This window comes from Sulfolobus sp. B1, from assembly GCF_007050195.1.
GTDB lineage: Archaea > Thermoproteota > Thermoprotei_A > Sulfolobales > Sulfolobaceae > Saccharolobus.
Genome location: NZ_QIMI01000241.1, coordinates 1 through 1,417, shown reverse-complemented (window position 1 = coordinate 1,417; position 1,417 = coordinate 1). Strand labels below are relative to the sequence as shown.

The following is a 1,417-nucleotide window of genomic DNA, read 5'->3' as shown; positions in this document are numbered from 1 at the left end:
TACTCTTTCCATATTTGGATTAGATATAGGTAATTATTATGCTACTTCAATTTTTTTAGTTTACGCATATGTTAGATATGTAGATTATGCAACTCTGTTAGCTGTAGATAGGAAGGGAGGGGGACTATATCCCTCTCATCTTTCTACTACAGCTATGGTTCTTGGTTTAAAACCTTTCCTTAGGGTGATTCAACTTGCCAATTCCTGAGTTAGAGAAACCTATAATTAAAGGTTTAATTCAAAAAGATAAGGTAATAGTTGATGGAGTGGAGTTAGATGGTACATGGAATGCCTTCATGATAGAGAGGACGCAAACTGGCTATGATCCTAGTGTATGGGATGAAATAGCTAACACGTTAGAGGGAGTTACTATAAGCGCTTGTTGGCAATGTGGAACGTGTACTTCAGGATGTACTATGAGGGAATATGATCCTAACTATAGCCCTAGAAGGTTTATAGATTTAGCTAGAAAGGGAGATAAGCAAGCCTTAATTGAGTTACAAGATTCTTTGTGGAGATGTGTATCATGTCAGAAGTGTACTCACAGATGTCCTAAAGGAGTGATGGTAGAAGAAGTAGTGCATGCAATACATCATTACATGTTGAAACATGGGTTAGTCAAGAAGGACCCTGGTACGATATTTGATGAACTTTTCTTAGTTATGTTAGCAGTAAGTAAGGTTTCCTCTGGACTATGACCAAATGCAAACGCTAATAATTGCGAGAAGTAGGCTAACGGCATCTCTAAGTCTTTGCCATACTTCTGGGTTATCTTGTTCATGTTAGTCTCTATTGCAACATGTCCTAATGGACAATCAGTAACTAATATTTCAGCACCATTCCTTTTAGCTTCCTTTAATATTCTAGCCTCTAAGTGTATTGATACCTCATTATCAGAGTAGACGTGAGGTCCACCACAGCACATCGTTTTCGCCTCAAACGGAACTACTTCAGCGCCTATTGCTTTTAATATTTCGTCCATAAAGAATGGTCTCTCTGGATCATCCCTTAATTTCATGTATCCGGATAAGGTATACGATTTAGGTCTGACATATAGACAACCGTAATAAGGAGCAACCTTTAATCCAGTTAGAGGTCTCTTAACCTTAGCTTTGATCCCCTCAATTCCAACAGTGTTATAAACATATTCCACTGCATGAACTAGCATTAACTTCAGATCATATCCTTTCGTACCCATCTTTTCTAAATACGTATTAGTCTTTTCTCTTAATTTTGGGTACTTTGTTAGATAATATTGAGTTCTAGATAAGGAATAATGACAGCCGGGACATGCTGAAACTACAGCATCTGCATTCATTTCTCTAGCTAATGCTAAGTTTCTAGCTGGTAATAAGATTCCAGCCATAGTGTTTACATTTTTAACTTCTAAAGCACCACAGCAGTTATAATCCTCTAT

At 37.3% G+C, this 1,417-nt stretch carries 1 protein-coding gene and 2 pseudogenes; 2 read left to right on the top strand and 1 reads right to left on the bottom strand.

All coding sequences use genetic code 11. The features are described from left to right. Together DMP16_RS09845 and DMP16_RS09840 are read left to right on the top strand one after the other, a co-directional pair. A pseudogene (locus DMP16_RS09845) lies at positions 1–208 on the top strand (hypothetical protein); the annotation flags it as partial. Then, positions 195–659, top strand: a pseudogene (locus DMP16_RS09840) (4Fe-4S dicluster domain-containing protein); the annotation flags it as partial. The pseudogenes DMP16_RS09845 and DMP16_RS09840, both read left to right, overlap by 14 nt. Here DMP16_RS09840 and DMP16_RS09835 read toward each other — a convergent pair. Next, a partial coding sequence (locus tag DMP16_RS09835; RefSeq protein ID WP_255446870.1) for a CoB--CoM heterodisulfide reductase iron-sulfur subunit B family protein occupies positions 596–1,417 on the bottom strand: 822 nt, incomplete at its 5' end. The pseudogene DMP16_RS09840 and the gene DMP16_RS09835 sit on opposite strands and share 64 nt — an antisense overlap.